This is a genomic window from Butyrivibrio sp. MC2013, from assembly GCF_000424585.1.
GTDB lineage: Bacteria > Bacillota > Clostridia > Lachnospirales > Lachnospiraceae > Butyrivibrio.
The window spans coordinates 1-19,076 of sequence record NZ_AUKE01000019.1; the positions used below are offsets into that span (position 1 = coordinate 1).

Consider the following 19,076-nt stretch of genomic DNA (forward strand, 5'->3'; position numbering starts at 1 on the left):
TCCGCACTACGTGCTACTTTGCTCATGTTTTGCGGGTCATAAATTCATATTCGATTTCGAGCAAGCTCGAATCGAAATGACTTTTGACCCTTACGTCATAAAATTATATCCATGATCTGATTCTATAATAGTTTTCTGTTTATGTATGTGATCATTGTAGATTGAGCATTTTTGAAGTTCTTGATCTGATAATTTCAGTTTTATAGTTACATTTTCCCAAAACTGCTATACAATATAGGGAGGCATATTTATATTCTCTAATATTTCATTAGAGACAAATAAAGGGTCAATGGGGTGTAACACTAATGATATATAGCAGAGTACTACTTGAGGCTTCTGGCGTGGCCGGTGCTATCAAGGATTTATTTACAGAGCTTCTGGGGGAGGACAAGACAGCTATTGAGATCCCCTTTGGCAATGGATTCTTTAATATCAATCAGAGTGTTGTAAACAGCTGGATCATTATGGCTGTGCTTCTTGTCATTTCTATTTTTCTAACCCACAATCTCAAAGTATTTAATATTTCCAAGAGACAGGCAGTAACTGAATTTATAGTCCTATCCCTACGTAATCTTATTGGCGGTATTATAGGTCCCGGAGGAATGAGATATACAGACATAGTTATAGTTATTCTTTTATATATAGGTGCCAGTAATGTGTATGGCCTTTTTGGCGGCCTACCTCCGACTATGGACCTTAATGTGACTATAGGTCTGGCTGTACTTGCTATCATTATTGTTGAGTATTCAGCTATTCATAAGAAGAAGCTGGGAGGCTGGTTTAAGAGCTTTGCTCAGCCTGTAGCCATTATAGCTCCCATGAATGTATTGGAGCTGGGGATAAGGCCATTATCGCTGTGCATGCGTTTATTTGGTAATGTCCTTGGTGCTACTATCATCATGGAGCTGTTAAAGATGCTGGTGCCTTTAGGTGTGCCCGCTATCTTTTCTATATATTTTGATCTTTTTGATGGTCTGCTTCAGGCATATGTATTTGTATTTCTTACCAGCCTATATATCAATGAAAGCACCGAATGATTTAAATTATCATATGTTCTCACGAAACACGCAGTAAATGCGTGTTTCTGAAGGCTCATCTAATAATACATACATTTACTTTATTTTTCGTTAATACATGAATATAACAAATACACCATCTGGAATAATAAATAATTGAATCTATAAACAATTGCCGCAAGGAGCGGTATCGAAAGGAGAAATTATGGATTTAACAGCAATCGGAGCAGGAATCGCAGCATTTACCGGTATCGGAGGAGGTATTGGTATAGGTATCGCAACAGCTAAGGCTGTGGATGCAGTGGCAAGGCAGCCTGAAGCCAGCAGCAAGATCATGCCTGTACTTATTTTGGGCGGCGCACTTGCAGAGGCAACAGCTATTTACGGAATGATCGTAGCTCTTTTCATTCTATTCTTTTGATCAGTGGAAAAGAGGACTTATAAATGAATCTTCTGAATGTGAATATGAATGTTGTCTATACGATCATTAACCTCCTTATCCTGGCACTGCTCTTTAAGAGATTTCTCTTTAAGCCTGTTGACAGGATACTCGAAGAGAGAATGCGCATCATTGATATGGAGAGGGATGAAGCTACAGAGGCCAGGAGCAATGCTGAGATGATGAAGCATGAATACGAAGCCAGGCTCAAGGCTCATAATGATCAGGTAGACAGTATTATATCTGATGCTAAAGAAAAAGCATATGAACAGTACAATGAGATCATCAGCCATGCCAATAAGGAAGCCGAAGATATCATTGATGCAGCGAAGTCTCATGCCAAGGTTGATGCAGAGAGAGAAAAGAACAGGATATTATCTGATCTTTCGGATGTAGTCGTAGATGCAGCTTCCAAGATTGCTGCCACTGCTCATACTCCGGAAACAGATTCCGATCTCTATGACAGATTTATCAAGGAGTCCATGGAGTCCAGGAAGTCCAGGAGAAAATAATTCGATTACAGGATAGATTATTATGGCTAATAATGAGACACAAACATTAAGCGCGCTGGTCAGATATGCAGGCACTGCGCCCGGTGAGTCGCAGCTGGAGGGCATTGAAAAAGTATTAAAAAAGCAGCTGGGGCTTTCTGATGTAGAGATCATCCTCCAAAAGGATGATTCCATAGGCGGCGGCTTTATCATCCAGTGTGGTAATTATGAGTTTGACTGGAGTGATCTTGGAAGAGCTGCCCAGCTCAGGGCCGGGATCAATATTTCTCATAGAACAGATATCAGCGAGTCTGACAGCATAGTGTCCATGATCAAGGAACAGGTGTCCAAATTTGACGTGGATATGTCAGGCAGGGAAGTGGGCAATGTATCTTGGGTAGGAGATGGTATAGCTCATATCAAAGGCATCAAGAAAGCCTTTTATGGTGAGATACTGACCTTTGAAGATGGTAGTAAGGGTATGGTCCAGGATATCAAGAGAGATCATATCGGAGCTATACTTTTCGACTCTGATGAGAATATCATGCAGTCTACCAAGGTCATCAGGACCTATAAAGAAGCCGGTGTGCCTGTGGGTGATGCTCTTATAGGAAGAGTGGTCAATGCTCTTGGCGAGCCTATCGATGGCAAAGGCCCCATTAAGGCTGAAGACTATTATCCTGTAGAAGAATCTGCGCCACAGATCATTGACAGGAGCCCTGTAAATCGTCCCATGGAAACAGGTATTTTGTCCATAGATACCATGTTTCCCATTGGAAGAGGCCAGAGAGAGCTGATCATAGGAGACAGGCAGACAGGTAAGACTTCTATAGCAACAGATGCGATCCTTAATCAAAAGGGCAAGGATATGATCTGTATCTATGTAGCTATAGGACAGAAAGCATCTACTGTTGCTCATCTGATCAATACCTTCAGGGAGAAAGGTGCACTGGACTATACGATCGTAGTGGCTTCTACCGCTTCAGATCCTGCGCCTCTTTTGTATATAGCACCTTATGCCGGTACAGCCATTGGCGAATATTTTATGAATAGGGGTGATGATGTCCTTATAGTATATGATGATTTGTCCAAGCATGCTCAGGCTTACAGATCTATCAGCCTGCTATTAGAGAGAAGCCCCGGACGAGAGGCCTATCCCGGAGATGTATTCTATCTTCATTCAAGGCTCCTTGAGAGATCGGCCAGATTATCCATGGAGAAGGGAGGCGGTTCCATGACAGCCCTTCCCATTATAGAGACGCAGTCAGGTGACGTGTCTGCATATATACCAACAAATGTCATCTCAATTACTGATGGTCAGATATTCCTGGAGCAGGATCTGTTTGCCGAAGGCCAGAGGCCTGCTGTAAATGTTGGCTTATCAGTTTCCCGTGTAGGCTCATCTGCCCAGACTCAGGCTATGAAAAAGGCTTCAGGTTCTATCAGGATAGACCTTGCCCAATATCGTGAGATGGCCGTGTTTACTCAGTTTTCATCGGATCTGGATGATGCAACCAAAAAGCTCCTTAAGCATGGCAGAATATTGATGGAGCTCTTAAAACAGCCACTGTCACATCCCATGTCCATGCATGATCAGGTACTGACATTAGTGGCTGCCAATGCGGGAAGATTTGATAATGTCAAGGTATCCAGGGTAAGACAACTCCTTGCTGATATGCTGGCATATTTTGAAGCACGGGAAAAAGATATAGTAAACGAGCTTGAAGCTGCCAAGATGCTGCCTGATGAGTTAAGAGAAGAGATATTAAAAGCCTGCGATAATTTCCTGGATGGAGCAGGTGATGTATTTGAGGAAGGCTAATGTCTAATACCAGAGAGATACAGGAAAGGATAAAAAGCGTTAATGATACTCTTAAGATCACTAACGCCATGTATATGATATCCTCCAACAAGCTTCGAAAAGCAAGGAAGATGCTGGAGGATACCGAGCCTTATTTCTATGGGATACAAAGATTTATCAATCGTATCATGAGGCATCTTCCCGAAGGCTCAAAGGATATATTCCTGAGTCAGAACAATAAGAAAAAGGATGAGGATAAAGTCAGGGCCTACATCATCATCACCGATGACAAGGGACTGACCGGTGCATATAATACCAACGTTTTAAAAATGGCCCAGGAGCATATGGATAAAGGTGGCACCCACTATAAGCTCTATGTGATAGGAGAAGTGGGAAGGCAATATTTTCGAAGGAAAAATATCCCGGTGGAGGAAGCCTTTCAGTATACAGTCCAAAATCCCACCATGTCCAGGGCCAGATGGATATCTTCCATGGTATTACAGCCCTATCTGGCAGGAGAAGTGGATGAGATATCCATCATATATACTGCCATGAAAAATTCTATTGTATGTGAGAGCAGGTACGAGAGGCTGCTTCCTTTGGAAATGCCCAAGATGAACATTGATCCAAGGCTTCTCACAGGAATTACAGCTGAGCAGGAAGAGTTTCAGATGATACCCAGTCCTGAAGCAGTACTTGATAATATTGTTCCCAGTCTTATGACCGGATATATATACGGAGCACTTGTTGAAGCCTTTTGCAGTGTCCAGAACAGCAGAATGATGGCAATGGATACTGCCAATAAGAATGCCAGAGACATGATCAGAGAGCTTGGCATAGAATATAACAGACAAAGACAGGCCAGGATCACCCAGGAGATAACTGAAGTGGCAGCCGGAGCCAGAGCCCTTAGAAGGGCAAAAGAACTCAGTCAGGAGAAGAACAGTGAAAGATGGTAAGATAGTACAGGTCATGGGACCTGTTGTGGATGTACAGTTTGAAGATAGCGAGCTGCCAAGGATCAAAGATGCACTCTTTGTTGAGAATCTGGATAAAAAAGCTGTAATGGAAGTCGCTCAGCATATCGGAAACAACAGTGTGAGATGTATAATGCTCTCGCCCTCAGAGGGGCTGGCTGCTGATATGCCTGTTCATCCCATGGGAGGCCCTATATCTGTCCCTGTTGGCAAGGCTGTGCTTGGCAGACTGTTTAATGTAGTTGGTGATACCATTGATAGAGAAGGATCCTTGGAAAATGAGGAACACTGGAGCATTCACAGAAAGGCTCCTTCTCTTAGCAACCAGAGTCCTGTAGTAGAGATATTGGAAACAGGTATCAAGGTCATAGACCTTCTGTGCCCTTATTCCAAGGGCGGCAAGATAGGACTCTTTGGAGGCGCCGGCGTAGGTAAGACTGTACTGATTCAGGAGCTTATTGAAAATGTTGCTTCGGAGCATGGCGGTTATTCAATCTTTACAGGGGTTGGAGAGCGAAGCCGTGAGGGTAATGATCTTTGGAGTGAGATGAAAGAGTCGGGAGTATTATCCAAGACTGCTCTTGTATTCGGTCAGATGAATGAGCCTCCGGGAGCCAGGATGAGAGTGGCCGAGACAGGGCTTACCATGGCTGAATATTTTAGAGATGTAGAAGGTCAGGATGTGCTGCTCTTTATAGATAACATATTCAGATTTATCCAGGCAGGTTCTGAGGTATCGTCGCTTCTGGGACGTATGCCTTCCGCTGTAGGATATCAGCCCACACTGGCTACTGACCTGGGAGAGCTTGAAGAGAGGATCGCATCAACTGCCAATGGTTCTGTAACATCGGTTCAGGCTGTATATGTACCTGCTGATGATCTTACTGATCCTGCCCCTGCTACTACCTTTGCTCATTTGGATGCAACTACGGTATTATCCAGGAAGATCGTGGAGCAGGGTATCTATCCTGCTGTTGATCCGCTGGAATCCTCCAGCAGGATCCTGGAAGCTGATATCATAGGTAAGAGACATTATGATGTAGCAAGGAAGGTGACTTCAATGCTGCAGAAATATAAGGAACTGCAGGATATCATTGCTATCCTTGGTATGGACGAGCTGGGAGAGGACGACAGGATGACAGTGCTCAGAGCCAGGAGGATACAGCGCTTTTTGTCCCAACCTTTCCATGTGGCAGAACAGTTTACAGGGGTCCCCGGCAAGTATGTGAGCCTTGAGGAATCTCTTAAGGGCTTTGAAGCGATAATCGGAGGCGATGCAGACGACTATCCCGAAAATGCTTTCTTTAACGTAGGAACCATAGATGATGTAAGAGAGAAGGCAAAGAGCCTTGTTTGATATCGCTGCTTATATTTGTTTTTATCGTTACTGATTATTTCCCGTATTATCTATATCTATATAAGCTCTGATTGGAGTAGCAATGGCGGAGACACATGTATTTGAACTGAATATCATGTCCATAAACGGAGTGTTTTTTAATGATAAGGTAAGATCTGTGGTGGTGCCCTGCTTAGATGGCAGCATGCAGATATGTGCCCATCATGAGGAAATGTGGCTGGCTATCTATGAGGGTGAGATCAGGATAGAGACCAGGGAAGGCGAGTGGGTCACCGGTATATGCGGAGTAGGCTCCCTTCAGTTTGCCAATAACAGGTGCATGATCGTGGCAGATACTGTTGAGAAGCCTGAAGATATAGACTATATCAGGGCCAAAGAGGCTGCTGAGATAGCCCAGGAGCGCATCAGGCAAAAGAATTCCATTGCAGAATACAAGATGTCCCAGGCTGCGCTGGCAAGGGCTCTTAACCGGATGAAGGCGGCATCCAGCGGAAATAGGAGAATAGGCGGGCTTGATTAAAATAAATCAATAAATATGCACTATATATTTTTAATTAGTTCTGATATATTATTTAGTAATAGAAATGAGTAGGGTACGAAAGCGTGATCCCTACTCATATTTATAATACAATACGTATTATGTCAGGAAATAAGCATTTTGTAAGGAGTTATATGGCTGTAAAGACTTTAAAAGAACTACTCTCATCAGGAAGACCGGTATTCCTCGATGGTGCCACCGGTACCAATCTGATGAAGGCAGGTATGCCTGCAGGTGTGTGCCCTGAGAAGTGGATACTTGAGCATCCCGATGTGATGAAAGAGCTTCAGGCAGGCTATGCTGCTGCAGGAAGCGATATAGTATATGCGCCTACTTTTACCTGTTCCAGGATCAAGCTGGCAGAATATGGGCTTGAGGACAAGCTTTATGAGATGAACAGGTCTCTGGTGGAGCTGACCAGGGAGGCGGTAGGAGATAAATGCCTTGTGGCAGGTGACCTGACTATGACAGGCAGGCAGCTAAAGCCTGTGGGCGATCTGGATTTTGAAGAACTTATAGATGTATACAAGGAGCAGATAAGAGCTCTGGACGATGCAGGAGTAGATCTCCTGGTAGTAGAGACTATGATGAGCCTGCAGGAATGCAGAGCTGCCCTTATAGCTGCAGGTGAAGTGTCTGAGCTGCCTGTGATAGTGACTTTGACATTTGAAACAGACGGAAGGACACTCTATGGTACAGAGGCCGGATGTGCAGCTGCTGTAATGGAAGCCATGGGAGCTGCTGCTGTGGGAGCCAATTGCTCATCAGGACCTTCTCAGATGGTATCTGTGATCAGAGAAATGGCATCCTCCTGTTCTATACCCATTATAGCCAAGCCCAATGCGGGAATGCCTCAGATAGTGGATGGACAGACAGTATACAAGATGACTCCTGAGGAGTTTTGCTCGGAATTTGAAGATATTATCAGAGCAGGAGCCTCTGTTCTTGGCGGCTGCTGCGGATCAGCGACTGCGTATATCAAGGCTCTGTCTGATAAGTATAGAGACCTTGACACCAAAGCTATAGTAGTCTCAAATGATGATGAAACTTGCAGAATAGATCCTGCCTGCAGAGTCCTTACTTCTTCAAGAAGTATCCTAAAATTCAAGGATGGCGATCCCTTTATGATAGTGGGTGAGAGGATCAATCCCACAGGTAAGAAAGCCTTGCAGGCTGAGCTAAGAGAGGGGAGTATGGACCTGGTATGTGATTTTGCAGCCAGGCAGGAGGAAGACGGCGCTGCTATCCTGGACGTAAATGTGGGCTGCAGCGGTATTGATGAGAAGGAGATCATGCTTAAAGCCATAGATGAGCTTACCCAGATCTCAGATCTTCCATTATGTATAGATTCATCCAATCCGGAGGTCATAGAAGCTGCTCTCAGGATCTATCCCGGCAGAGCTCTGATCAATTCCATATCTTTGGAAGAGGGAAAGGCTGAAAAGCTCCTTCCTCTTGCAAAGAAATACGGTGCTATGTTTGTGCTTCTGCCTGTAGGCGTAAACGGCATCCCTCAAACCGTGGAAGAAAAGATCGATAATATAAGGGAACTGGCTGATAAGGCCTATGAATACGGCCTTAAGATAAATGATATAGTAGTGGACGGCCTTGTAGCTACTGTAGGTGCTGATCCCGAAGCTGCCATCAAGATGCTGGATACTATCAGCTGGTGCAGTGAAAACGGCTTTGCTACCATATGCGGTCTTTCCAATATATCCTTTGGTCTGCCTCTCAGAAGCTTTGTAAATACAGCATTTCTGACCATGGCCATCGACAGAGGACTGACCATGGCAATAGCCAATCCCGGACAGGAGATGCTGGTCAATGCAGCATTTGCTTCAGACCTTCTCAAGATGAGAGACGGAGCTGATATCAGATACATAGAAAGGATGCAGAGGTATATCGGAGAAGACGGCAAGCCATACAAATTCGGTATGATTAGGCCCGGAAGCGATCAGACTGCGCCCGGCAAAGATAAGAGGACTCTGGTCAGGTCTGGGGATGGGACTGATGTCTCAAGGCCCCTTGATCCCAAGGAAGATGCAGCAGCTCAGCTCAAAAAGGACCTGATGAGCGGCAATAAGAGAAAAATCGAAGCAAATACCAGGATAGCTCTGGATGCAGGCTTAAAGCCCGAAGAGATCCTGAACGATATCCTCATGGCAGGCATAAATGAGGTGGGCAAAAAGTTTGATAAGGGCGAGTATTTCCTTCCCCAGCTCATTGGAAGCGCAGAAGCTATGAAGCTCTCTATAGCTGTTTTGGAACCCCTATTAAAGGCAGAAGGTGCAGGCGGCCCTTCCAAGGGTACAATAGTCTTTGCTACAGTACATGGGGATGTTCATGATATAGGCAAGAACCTGGTGGTACTGATGCTGAAGAACTGCGGTTATGAAGTATATGACATGGGTAAGGATGTGGAGACAGAGGCTATCATTGACAAGGCTCTTGAAGTTGATGCCGACGTTATAGGCCTTAGCGCTCTTATGACCACCACCATGACTGAAATGAAAAATGTTATAAAACTGGCTAATGAGAGAAATTGCAAAGCCAGGATAGTCATAGGTGGAGCCTGTGTGACTCAGGAATATGCTGATGAGATCGGCGCAGACGGCTATTCAGCTGATGCAGCTGATTGTGTTAGACTGATTGATAATATGCTGGGAAATGCGTCCTGATGATAACAGGATAGCCTTAGATAAGATAAGGGGAACGGAGGAATAATATGACAGGTGCAGATGCCATAGCAAAATGTCTTGAAAAAGAAGGAGTAGAGATACTCTACGGCTACCCGGGAGTAGCCATAGCACCTTTTTTTAATAGTTTATACAATACGGATATCAAGCCGGTGCTCATAAGGACTGAGCAGAATGCTGCTCACTGCGCATCGGGATATGCCAGGATCAGCGGCAAGGTGGGAGTTTGCGTTGTGACGTCCGGCCCCGGTGCCACCAATCTGATAACGGGTATCGCTACAGCATTTGCAGACAGCATACCTCTGGTAGCCATTACAGGCCAGGTAAATAGCTCCATGATAGGCTCTGATGTTTTCCAGGAAGCAGATATTACAGGTGCTGTGGAGTCTTTTGTCAAATACAGCTATCTCATAAGGGATGTCAATGATATACCCAGAGTGTTTAAGGAAGCCTTTTATATAGCCAATTCCGGCAGAAAAGGCCCTGTGCTCATAGATATTCCCATTGATATCCAGCAGGCTGCCATAGGCAGGTTCCAGTATCCCGAAGAAGTGAATATGCGTACCTACAAGCCTACAGTAGAAGGCAATATGGCTCAGATCAAGAAGCTGATCAAGGTTGTAGAGAAGTCCTCACGTCCTGTTATGTGCGTGGGAGGCGGCGTACACCTTTCTGATGCCAGAAAAGAGATACGTGAATTTGTAAATAATAATCACATACCGGTAGTATCTACCATGATGGGCCTTGGTACTATCACTAATGATAATCCTCTCTATTTTGGTATGGTGGGTAATAACGGAAGAGCTTATGCTAATAAAGCACTTAAGGATTCAGATCTTGTACTGATGGTGGGTGCAAGGGTGGCAGACAGGGCAGTGAACAGGCCTGAGCTGATCACCAAGGATACTGTACTGGTACATATTGATGTAGATCCTGCAGAAATAGGCAAAAATGTAGGTCCTACCATTCCTCTTGTAGGTGATCTCAAGCATATCTTCAAGCGTCTCAATGAGCAGGAGATCAAGGCTGATACCCATGAAGAATGGCTTAAAATGCTGACAGATTATAGAAATGAACATCCGGATAACAGACCGGAGATAGGTGAGGATTACGCTGATCCCAAGGAATTCCTCTCATATCTGTCCGCTAATATGGATGATGACGGTGTATTTGTGGCAGATGTAGGTCAGAACCAGATATGGGCTACCTCCTTCTTCCGTATCAAGAATAATCAGAGATTCCTGACCAGCGGCGGCATGGGTACCATGGGCTATGCCATTCCTGCTGCGCTGGGTGCCAAGATGGCTTGTCCTGATCGCCAGGTGATCGCTTCCTGCGGAGATGGCGGTTTCCAGATGTCCATGATGGAGCTGGCTACCATGAATCAGAATGATATCCCTCTTAAGATCGTGGTATTCAGAAATAATTACCTGGGTATGGTAAGGGAATACCAGCATTATGCCTGCAAGGACAGGTATACTATGGTAGATATAGCCGGTAAGCCTGATCTTGAGATGATAGCCAAAGCTTATGATATGGATTATATGAAGCTGGATGGCACTATGGATATGGCAAAGGTAAGTGATAGTTTTCTAAAGGATGACAAGGCGGTGCTCCTTGAAGTCCTGACTGATCCTTATGATCTGGCCAAGGCATAAAGGGGGATAATATGAAAAAGATATATTCGGTTCTGGTGGAGAACAGAACAGGTGTACTGTCCAAGGTGGCAGGCTTATTCTCCAGACGAAGCTTTAATATAGATTCACTTACTGTGGGAGAGACTGAGGATACTTCGGTCTCCAGGATGACCATTGTTTCCAGTGGTGACAGCGCAATACTCGAGCAGGTTGAGAAACAGCTGAATAAGAAGCTGGATATCATTAAGGTCAAGACCTTTGACGAATCCATGGCTGTGGCAAGGGAGCTGATGCTCATCAAGGTCAAATATACCAAGGCCAACAGGCGTGATATCATGGAGAACTGTCAGATCATGAATGCTCAGATAGTAGATATGAGCAAGAATTATATGATGATACAGATCTGTGATGTACCTGAAAGAGCCCAGCTCTTATTATCCATGCTAAGGGGCGTATCCATAGCAGAAGTAGCAAGGACTGGAACACTGGCCCTTACCAAGTGCTGTGAGAATGAGAAATAAAGACTGTGGTATCCCGCACTATATAAGTGAAAAAAAGAAGGGTTTGTGATGAAGCTTGTTCAGCAAAGGCTGAGAGCTTTATTACAAACTCTTTTTTGATCTATATAAGCACAAATATATTCATGGATTTTATCCAAGAATGTATTTTATTTTGAAAGTCTTTAACAGGAAGGCGTTATGCCGGATTTAAATGATGAAGATATGCCGGAATATCAAAATACGAAATACAGAACATATATGTACTGTAAAAGGAAAGTTAAAATCAAGCTAAAGTTAGTATTTTCAAAGCGGCTTTTGTACTTTAAAGCGTGACAAAATGCAGCAGATTATCCTAACGGGGATACCATTTAAAAATGCAAAGAGAGATTAATTTCGCTACGAAAATAGAGTAAATTCGTCTTGTTGACAGCTTAAAAATGCCCTAGTATAATTGACCTAAATTTGTTGATGACCTAAGAAACAAAAATAAGTCTTTGGATTACTTTAAGACGTTAAAGGAGTAAAGAATCATGTCTGCTTCTGAAGAAATGACATATAAGAAAGTCTTCCAGCTGATAGTTGATAATACTGCAGGTACTCTGAGCCGTATATCAGGCCTTTTTTCAAGGCGTGGATATAACATTGAGAGTATTACCGCCGGAGTAACATCAGATCCCAGGTTCACCAGGATCACCATTGTGGCTTCCGGTAATGAAGTGGTACTTGATCAGATTGAGAAGCAGGTAGGTAAGCTGGTAGATGTACGAGATATCCACGAACTTAAGCCTCAGGAGTCAGTATACAGAGAGCTGGCACTGGTCAAGGTCAGGACTGATGCATCCCAGAGACAGCAGATCATAGCTATTGCCAATGTATTCAGAGGCAATATCGTAGATGTAGGCTGTGAGAATCTCATCATAGAGATCACAGGAAGTCAGGATAAGATAGACGCCTTCCTGAGACTTTTGGATGGTTATGAGATATTAGAGCTGGCCAGAACAGGTCTTGCAGGCCTTGGAAGAGGCGTAGAGAATGTTGTCTATATAGACGACTGAGCATTTATAAGAGTTCATTTTTGAAAATTGCCAAAGAGCAGTTTTCTTATGAATATATAGTAATACCAAGCGATACCCGGTTTCGGGAGTAGCTGATAAGTCAATAATTTAAAATGGAGGATATTTAAAATGACAGACGCAAGAATTTTTTACCAGGAAGACTGCAATCTTTCACTTCTTGAGGGCAAGAAGATTGCTATTATCGGTTATGGTTCTCAGGGACATGCACATGCACTTAACCTGAAGGAATCCGGCTGCGACGTAAGAGTAGGTCTCTACGAAGGCTCCAGATCCAAGGCTAAGGCTGAGTCTCAGGGTCTGACAGTTATGAATACAGCTGATGCTGCTAAGTGGGCTGATATCATCATGATCCTCATCAACGATGAGAAGCAGGCTGATATGTATTATGCTGATGTGGCTCCCAACCTTGAAGCAGGCAATATGCTGATGTTCGCTCATGGTTTCAATATCAACTACAAGCTCATCCAGCCTCCGAAGGATGTAGACGTAACTATGATCGCTCCCAAGGCTCCTGGCCACACAGTAAGATCCGAGTATCAGGCTGGCAAGGGAACACCCTGCCTGGTTGCTGTAGAGCAGGATGCTACAGGTAAGGCTCTTGACCTGGCTCTGGCTTATGGTGCTGGTATCGGCGGCGCAAGAGCAGGTATCCTTGAGACTACTTTCAAGACAGAGACAGAGACTGACCTCTTTGGTGAGCAGGCAGTTCTTTGCGGTGGTGTTTGCGCACTGATGCAGGCTGGTTTTGAGACTCTTTGCGAAGCTGGTTATGATCCCAGAAATGCATACTTTGAGTGTATCCACGAGATGAAGCTCATCGTAGATCTGATCTATCAGTCAGGTTTCGCAGGTATGCGTTACTCCATCTCCAATACAGCTGAGTATGGTGACTATGTAACAGGTCCCAAGATCATCACTGAGGAATCCAAGAAGGCTATGAAGAAGGTTCTGGCAGATATCCAGGACGGTACATTTGCTTCTGAGTTCATCCAGGATATGAAGAATGGCCAGATCCACTTCCAGGCTATGAAGAAGAAGGCTGCAGCTCATCCTTCAGAGACAGTTGGCGCTGAGATCAGAAAGCTTTATAGCTGGAACAATGAGAACGACAAGTTCATCAACAACTAAATCCTGACCTGTTTGCACCATTGCTGCAATTACGGTAAAGTAAGAGGTGGCACCATCAAAGGTGACACCTCTTTTAAATAAAGTTGCAGGAGAGAACAGTGGCAGAGCTTAATTTGGAACTTAAGGAGCCTTTTCGACTCAGTAGTGATGAAAAAATTAACTACAGATCAAGGAAACAGGGTAATCTGAAGGGTTATATGTCGCTTTTTGCTATTGGATTTCTTATATATCTGGTAGCTGTTTGTCCTATACTCTTTAGACATAAGGGCCTGTTTTTTTACTACGGTGATTATAATGTCCAGCAGGTACCCTTCTATATTTTGGCCCATAGAGCTATCAGAAGCGGTAACTTCTTTTGGAACTGGAATCTGGATCTGGGCGGGGATCTTTTGGAGGATATGTCCTTTTATCTTTTGGGCAGTCCGTTTTTCTGGCTTACCATTCCTTTTTCCGAAAAGCTGATCCCTTATCTGATGCCTTTCCTCATGGCTCTTAAGTTTGGTATAGCTTCGGCTAATTCATATCTGTATATTCGCAGATATACAAAGACCTTCAGAGGAGCCGCGACAGGGGCACTGATCTTTGCTTTCAGCGGTTTTAATACCTGTAATATAGTATTTAATCACTTTACAGATGCTGTGGCATTCTTTCCCATAGTTCTCATGAATTTTGAGAAGCTTATGGCAGGATGTGAGCATAGGGGCAAGCTTTCCGGTAATTTTACCGCCTTTGCATTTACCATAACCTTTTGCAGTATCATCAACTACTATTTCTTCTTTGGCATGGCCTTATTCCTTGCTCTGTATTTCTGGATCAGATATGCCTTTGAGAAGGATATCTGGTGCTTTATAAAGAGAGTCTGGACTACGCTTCTGGCATTTATTTGCGGTCTGATGATAGCAGCGGCATTTCTGCTTCCTGCCGTTATGGGGCTTGTAGGAAATAGCAGGCTTACTGATTATATATCCGGCTATGATGCCATTGCTTATTCCAGTGGCTATCTATACTGGGATATCATCAAGAGTCTGGTGATGCTGCCTGATATCATAGGCAGAGGAACCTTATTTTATACAGATGCTGTTAAGAATGCCTCCCTCGCCTCGTATCTACCTATGTTTGGCCTTACAGGAGTGTTTGCTCTTTTTGTCCCCGGTAAAAAGGTGGCTCCCTGGCTTAAAAAGATGCTGCTGGCATGTCTTATAATAGCCTTTATTCCCGGGCTGAATTCAGCATTCTCACTTTTTAATGCCCAGTATTATGCAAGATGGTATTATATGCCGGTCATGCTCATGGCTCTTGCAACAGCCATGTGTATTGAAAATACTGATCCCGGCCCTGTAAGAAGAGGAAGCCTTTGCTCCACGATGCTCTTTTTGCTATTTGTGATAATAGCGCTGCTCCCCGTGAGAAATGATGAGGGAGAGTTTGTATTTATGGAGATGGCGCTCAATAAAGAGATATTCTGGTTGGATGTCCTGGGTACCGCAGTCTTTTATGCAGCTCTGATCTTGATACTCTTCCTGTCACAAAAACTTATGACCAGGCTCAGTCTACTTATGGGGGCAGCTATAACGGCAGCAACTTTTGGTAGCATGATCACCCTGATAAACGGATCATACCTTATCAGTGATTATGGCAGAGAGATGTGGCAGATGCAGATGCTGGAGACGGCGCCTGCTTCTTTCGGCGAAGAATTCTACAGGATAGAGACGGACCATACAGCCACCAACTATGAGATGAGCTGGGGGATACCTACAATACACTGCTTTTTGTCTACTGTATCAGGAGGGATATTTGATTTTTATAATGATACCTGTGGTATTACCCGCAAGGTTGAATCAGATTCACCCCTTAGCAGAAAAGGGCTGAGAGCTATATTATCAGCCAGATACTATCTGGAGAATACCAGGATCAATGACAACAGGGAATTTGAATCGGGTGACGGAACAGCTGATTATAACCTCACTGGGTCCATAGGTGCTGATAATGGCTTTACGGTATTTGAGAATCTTAATTTCATACCTATGGGCTTTAGTTTTGACTATTACATAAGTGAGTCGGAATGGAAGAAGCTTGAGCCTGCTTCTGTGGATTATCAGCTGGTGAAAGTATTGATCCTGCCTGATGACAAGATATCAGACGTAGAGAAGGCATTTCCTTCTATGACAAAGCTGACAGCTTCTGATCTGTCCGCAGCAAGGGATGATATGGATATCTTCAGGATGCAGTGCGCTCTTAGAAGAGAAAGTGCATGTACTGAGTTCAAGACCTTGAAAAGCGGATTTGAAGCAGTATCTGCAAATAACAGCGAGGACAGACTTGTATTCTTCTCTGTTCCTTATGCCAAGGGCTTTAGAGCAGAAGTTGACGGGGCAGAGACTGAGATCATCAAGGCGGACTTTGGACTGATGGCTGTCAGAGTGCCCCTGGGAGTGCATGTGGTTAGTTTACGATATTTTCCTCCTTATCTTCAAAAGGGGATCATATTGTCCATAATTGGACTGGTGCTGCTGATCACAAGCTCACTATTATTTAAATCCAGGGACCTTGATTTTGACAGTAGCAGTTACAATGATGAATAAATTATTTTATAAGAATAAAGAGGACTATTATATGAGCAAAATGACTATGAGCCAGAAGATTCTGGCAAAACATGCAGGTCTTGACTTTGTAAGTCCCGGACAGCTCATTGAAGCTGAACTGGACCTGGTTCTGGGTAATGATATTACTTCTCCTGTTGCCATTGCTCAGATGGACAAGCTGGGGGCTGACGGAGTATTTGATAAAGACAAGATCGCACTGGTACCCGATCACTTTGTTCCCAACAAGGATATCAAGTCTGCTGAGAACTGCAAGTGCGTCAGGGAATTTGCGAGAAGAAACAAGATCACCAACTATTTTGAAGTAGGTGAGATGGGAATCGAGCATGCACTCCTTCCTGAAAAAGGTCTGACAGTACCCGGAGATCTGATAATCGGTGCTGACTCCCATACCTGTACCTATGGTGCCCTTGGCGCTTTCTCAACAGGCGTGGGCTCTACAGATATGGCTGCAGGCATGGCAACAGGCAAGGCATGGTTCAAGGTTCCTTCTGCCATCAGATTTAATCTATCAGGCAAGCTTCCCAAATACGTATCCGGTAAGGATCTGATCCTTCATATCATCGGTATGATAGGAGTTGACGGAGCACTCTACCAGTCTATGGAATTCACCGGAGAAGGCGTTGCAAATCTCTCCATGGATGACAGATTTACCATTGCCAACATGGCTATTGAAGCAGGCGGCAAGAACGGCATATTCCCTGTGGATGAGCTTACTGTGGAATATCTTAAGGAGCATGCTCCGGGCAAGGAATATACTGTATTTGAAGCTGATGAAGATGCAGAATATGTACAGACCTATGATATTGATCTTTCAAGTCTGAAATCTACAGTTGCATTCCCTCATCTGCCTGAGAATGCCAGGACCTTTGATGAGATAGGTGATATTGCTATAGATCAGGTTGTGATCGGTTCCTGTACTAATGGCAGGATCTCCGACCTTAGAGCAGCTGCAGAGATCCTTAAGGGCAGGCATATTGCTGAGGGTATCAGATGTATCGTGATCCCTGCTACTCAGGCTATCTATATGCAGGCTTTAAATGAAGGCATGATCGCAACATTTATAAATGCAGGCTGCGTAGTATCCACACCTACCTGCGGACCCTGCCTGGGCGGCTATATGGGTGTATTGGCCAGCGGAGAGAAGTGCGTATCCACTACTAACAGGAATTTCGTAGGTCGTATGGGTGCCATTGATTCAGAGATCTATCTGGCTTCACCTGAAGTAGCAGCTGCAAGTGCTCTTACAGGTAAGATCAGCAGCCCCCTGGATATATGATCTGAGAATATTGGAGGACATTAGATTTATGAAAAACGCAAACGGAAGCGTATTTAAATACGGAGACAATGTAGATACAGACGTTATCATTCCTGCAAGATATCTTAACAGTACAGAAGCTGCAGATCTGGCAGCTCATTGCATGGAGGATATTGATAAGACTTTTGTGAGCAGGGTATCTGCCGGAGATATCATGGTAGCCGGCAAGAACTTTGGTTGCGGTTCTTCCAGAGAGCATGCACCTATTGCTATCAAGGCTGCAGGCGTATCCTGCGTTATCGCAGAGACCTTTGCCAGGATATTCTATCGTAATGCCATCAATATAGGACTGCCCATTGTGGAGTGTCCTGAAGCCGCTGCTGAAATTAATGAAGGAGATAGGGTGAATATTGACTTCGACAGTGGTATTATTACTGATGAGACTACTGGGAAAAAATACCAGGGACAGGCATTTCCTCCCTTTATGCAGAAGATCATTGACTGCGAAGGTCTCGTAAATTATATCAACCAGAATGGATGACATAGAAGTGCATCCGTGCACTTCTAAGCATGTCAAAATACATCCATGTATTGATGACATAAAATCAGTAATAGAAAGAGAGACATTATGGCACAGGAAGATTTAAGGAAGAAATTTGCGGCAAAGAAACCGGTAAACCTCAAGGTGGAGCCTGCAGAAGGAAGCAATATCAAAAAGGTGATCGGTATCGTGTCAGGTAAGGGCGGCGTTGGTAAGAGCTTTGTAACTGCTCTGTCAGCATGCGCTATGAGAAGAGAAGGTTTTAAGACAGCTATCATGGACGCTGATATCACAGGACCTTCTATACCCAAGATGTTTGGTGTATCCTCAGTTAATCATGTTAATGACAAGCAGCTGATCGTACCTGCAGAGTCCAGAGAGGGTACCAAGATCATGTCCATTAACCTGCTGATGCAGAATGAGACTGATCCTGTTATCTGGAGAGGACCTGTTATTGCAAATGTTGTAAAGCAGTTTTGGAATGAGGTTGCCTGGGGAGATGTGGACTATATGTTTGTAGACATGCCTCCGGGAACAGGTGATGTACCGCTTACAGTATTCCAGTCACTTCCTCTTGATGGTGTTATCGTAGTATCTACACCTCAGGACCTGGTAGCCATGATCGTTGAAAAGGCTGTTAATATGGCAGCTATGATGAATATCCCTGTGATAGGCCTTGTAGAGAATATGAGCTATATGAAGTGCCCTCACTGCGGAGAGATGCTGAATGTATTTGGAGAAAGCGGCATCGAGAGCTATGCTGCTTCCAAAGGACTTGATCTGGTAGCAAGACTTCCTTTGGATCCCGGATATGCAAATTATTGCGATAGGGGAGACATAGAGAGCTTTGTCAGTGAAGACATTGACAGACTGGTATACAAGCTTAAGACATTAGGGGAATCCGACAACGATTGATACGGGGCTTAGTGTGAGGAGTTAACGTGAGATTCAGGCCGAGTAAAAAACAGATTACATGGGGAACTACAATATTTGTGACCTCCATTATGATAATGCTTGCCTA

16 protein-coding genes are annotated in these 19,076 nt (G+C 44.2%); all 16 read left to right on the plus strand.

What is annotated here, in order from left to right:
- Positions 1 to 341: 341 nt before the first annotated feature.
- The 16 genes from G636_RS0110590 (at position 342) to G636_RS0110670 (ending at position 18,970) form a co-directional block, all read left to right on the plus strand.
- Positions 342 to 1,037, plus strand: a complete 696-nt coding sequence (locus G636_RS0110590; protein WP_026508039.1) for a F0F1 ATP synthase subunit A — start codon at positions 342 to 344, stop codon at positions 1,035 to 1,037.
- Positions 1,038 to 1,221: 184 nt separating this feature from the next.
- Positions 1,222 to 1,437, plus strand: a complete 216-nt coding sequence (atpE, locus tag G636_RS0110595; protein ID WP_026508040.1) for an ATP synthase F0 subunit C — start codon at positions 1,222 to 1,224, stop codon at positions 1,435 to 1,437.
- Between the two features lie 23 nt (positions 1,438 to 1,460).
- Positions 1,461 to 1,967, plus strand: a complete 507-nt coding sequence (locus G636_RS0110600; RefSeq protein ID WP_026508041.1) for an ATP synthase F0 subunit B — start codon at positions 1,461 to 1,463, stop codon at positions 1,965 to 1,967.
- A 22-nt stretch (positions 1,968 to 1,989) separates the two neighbouring features.
- Positions 1,990 to 3,768 carry a F0F1 ATP synthase subunit alpha gene (gene atpA, locus G636_RS0110605; protein WP_026508042.1) on the plus strand — a complete coding sequence of 593 codons (1,779 nt, stop codon included), beginning with the start codon at positions 1,990 to 1,992 and terminating at the stop codon, positions 3,766 to 3,768.
- The gene (gene atpG, locus G636_RS0110610) at positions 3,768 to 4,706 is read left to right on the plus strand and encodes an ATP synthase F1 subunit gamma (protein ID WP_026508043.1); all 939 of its coding nucleotides are present in this window, start codon (positions 3,768 to 3,770) and stop codon (positions 4,704 to 4,706) included. Before atpA ends, atpG begins: the two co-directional genes overlap by 1 nt.
- Positions 4,693 to 6,081 carry a F0F1 ATP synthase subunit beta gene (gene atpD / locus G636_RS0110615; protein ID WP_026508044.1) on the plus strand — a complete coding sequence of 463 codons (1,389 nt, stop codon included), beginning with the start codon at positions 4,693 to 4,695 and terminating at the stop codon, positions 6,079 to 6,081. The genes atpG and atpD overlap by 14 nt, the downstream gene beginning before the upstream one ends.
- An 82-nt stretch (positions 6,082 to 6,163) precedes the next feature.
- Complete coding sequence (locus G636_RS18200) at positions 6,164 to 6,601, plus strand: FoF1 ATP synthase subunit delta/epsilon (RefSeq protein WP_035779519.1); 438 nt, start codon at positions 6,164 to 6,166, stop codon at positions 6,599 to 6,601.
- A 152-nt stretch (positions 6,602 to 6,753) separates the two neighbouring features.
- Positions 6,754 to 9,297, plus strand: coding sequence for a homocysteine S-methyltransferase family protein (locus G636_RS0110625; RefSeq protein ID WP_026508045.1), 2,544 nt, complete (start codon positions 6,754 to 6,756; stop codon positions 9,295 to 9,297).
- Between the two features lie 47 nt (positions 9,298 to 9,344).
- Positions 9,345 to 10,973 (plus strand): biosynthetic-type acetolactate synthase large subunit, encoded by a 1,629-nt coding sequence (gene ilvB, locus G636_RS0110630; RefSeq protein WP_026508046.1) that lies wholly within the window; start codon positions 9,345 to 9,347, stop codon positions 10,971 to 10,973.
- 11 nt (positions 10,974 to 10,984) lie between these two features.
- On the plus strand, positions 10,985 to 11,473 hold the full coding sequence (ilvN, locus tag G636_RS0110635; RefSeq protein WP_026508047.1) for an acetolactate synthase small subunit: 489 nt from the start codon (positions 10,985 to 10,987) through the stop codon (positions 11,471 to 11,473).
- Between the two features lie 509 nt (positions 11,474 to 11,982).
- Positions 11,983 to 12,507 carry an acetolactate synthase small subunit gene (ilvN, locus tag G636_RS0110645; RefSeq protein WP_242826957.1) on the plus strand — a complete coding sequence of 175 codons (525 nt, stop codon included), beginning with the start codon at positions 11,983 to 11,985 and terminating at the stop codon, positions 12,505 to 12,507.
- A gap of 129 nt (positions 12,508 to 12,636) precedes the next feature.
- A complete protein-coding gene (ilvC, locus tag G636_RS0110650; RefSeq protein ID WP_026508049.1) occupies positions 12,637 to 13,656 on the plus strand; it encodes a ketol-acid reductoisomerase in 1,020 nt (339 codons plus the stop codon).
- Positions 13,657 to 13,754: 98 nt separating this feature from the next.
- Complete coding sequence (locus G636_RS0110655; RefSeq protein ID WP_026508050.1) at positions 13,755 to 16,238, plus strand: YfhO family protein; 2,484 nt, start codon at positions 13,755 to 13,757, stop codon at positions 16,236 to 16,238.
- A 31-nt stretch (positions 16,239 to 16,269) separates the two neighbouring features.
- On the plus strand, positions 16,270 to 17,535 hold the full coding sequence (leuC, locus tag G636_RS0110660; protein WP_026508051.1) for a 3-isopropylmalate dehydratase large subunit: 1,266 nt from the start codon (positions 16,270 to 16,272) through the stop codon (positions 17,533 to 17,535).
- A gap of 28 nt (positions 17,536 to 17,563) precedes the next feature.
- The gene (leuD, locus tag G636_RS0110665) at positions 17,564 to 18,055 is read left to right on the plus strand and encodes a 3-isopropylmalate dehydratase small subunit (RefSeq protein ID WP_026508052.1); all 492 of its coding nucleotides are present in this window, start codon (positions 17,564 to 17,566) and stop codon (positions 18,053 to 18,055) included.
- An 87-nt stretch (positions 18,056 to 18,142) separates the two neighbouring features.
- The gene (locus G636_RS0110670) at positions 18,143 to 18,970 is read left to right on the plus strand and encodes an Mrp/NBP35 family ATP-binding protein (RefSeq protein ID WP_026508053.1); all 828 of its coding nucleotides are present in this window, start codon (positions 18,143 to 18,145) and stop codon (positions 18,968 to 18,970) included.
- The last annotated feature ends 106 nt before the right edge of the window (positions 18,971 to 19,076 follow it).

Coding starts and splice junctions, on each gene's coding strand:
- atpE (WP_026508040.1), top strand. CDS start 1,222: ATGGATTTAACAGCAATCGGAGCAGGAATCGCAGCATTTACCGGTATC.
- G636_RS0110600 (WP_026508041.1), top strand. CDS start 1,461: ATGAATCTTCTGAATGTGAATATGAATGTTGTCTATACGATCATTAAC.
- atpA (WP_026508042.1), top strand. CDS start 1,990: ATGGCTAATAATGAGACACAAACATTAAGCGCGCTGGTCAGATATGCA.
- atpG (WP_026508043.1), top strand. CDS start 3,768: ATGTCTAATACCAGAGAGATACAGGAAAGGATAAAAAGCGTTAATGAT.
- G636_RS18200 (WP_035779519.1), top strand. CDS start 6,164: ATGGCGGAGACACATGTATTTGAACTGAATATCATGTCCATAAACGGA.
- G636_RS0110625 (WP_026508045.1), top strand. CDS start 6,754: ATGGCTGTAAAGACTTTAAAAGAACTACTCTCATCAGGAAGACCGGTA.
- ilvB (WP_026508046.1), top strand. CDS start 9,345: ATGACAGGTGCAGATGCCATAGCAAAATGTCTTGAAAAAGAAGGAGTA.
- ilvN (WP_026508047.1), top strand. CDS start 10,985: ATGAAAAAGATATATTCGGTTCTGGTGGAGAACAGAACAGGTGTACTG.
- ilvN (WP_242826957.1), top strand. CDS start 11,983: ATGTCTGCTTCTGAAGAAATGACATATAAGAAAGTCTTCCAGCTGATA.
- ilvC (WP_026508049.1), top strand. CDS start 12,637: ATGACAGACGCAAGAATTTTTTACCAGGAAGACTGCAATCTTTCACTT.
- leuC (WP_026508051.1), top strand. CDS start 16,270: ATGAGCAAAATGACTATGAGCCAGAAGATTCTGGCAAAACATGCAGGT.
- leuD (WP_026508052.1), top strand. CDS start 17,564: ATGAAAAACGCAAACGGAAGCGTATTTAAATACGGAGACAATGTAGAT.
- G636_RS0110670 (WP_026508053.1), top strand. CDS start 18,143: ATGGCACAGGAAGATTTAAGGAAGAAATTTGCGGCAAAGAAACCGGTA.